We start from the raw sequence: 395 nt of genomic DNA on the forward strand, positions 1-395 counted from the left end.
ACATCGGGCTGGCGATGCTCGCCATCGAGTACACCCACCTCGGCACCAACGTCGTCATCGAAACGCCCACCGGGCCACAGGCCGGGGTGGTCGTCGAGAAACCGTTCATCGATCCGACCAAGCGGACCCCCCGGTCCTGACGCGGGCATGAGAATCGGGAGCCACCATGAAGCCCCAGATTCCGGGCAGCCGGTACCGGCAGGAACGACTGCTGCTGCTCGACGCGCCCCGGTTCGAGATCCTGCCGCTGCGAGACACGCTGTCGCTGACTGACCCGCTCCCCGCCGGCACGACGGTCACCGTCACCGCGACGCCACGCCGGGGCGTCGAGGCGACCGTCGCGCTGGTGGAGAAGCTCGCCGAGCGAGGGTTCGCGGCCGTGCCGCACCTCCCCG

At 70.1% G+C, this 395-nt stretch carries 2 pseudogenes; both read left to right on the forward strand.

The annotated features are described in order from the left end of the window. A pseudogene (locus ELR45_RS43030) lies at nt 1-140 on the forward strand (glycine cleavage system protein T); the annotation flags it as partial. Nucleotides 141-166: 26 nt separating this feature from the next. Further along, nucleotides 167-395, forward strand: a pseudogene (locus ELR45_RS39395) (hypothetical protein); the annotation flags it as partial.

It is taken from the genome of Phytoactinopolyspora endophytica (assembly GCF_004138495.1).
In the GTDB taxonomy this organism is placed as follows: Bacteria; Actinomycetota; Actinomycetes; order Jiangellales; family Jiangellaceae; genus Phytoactinopolyspora; species Phytoactinopolyspora endophytica.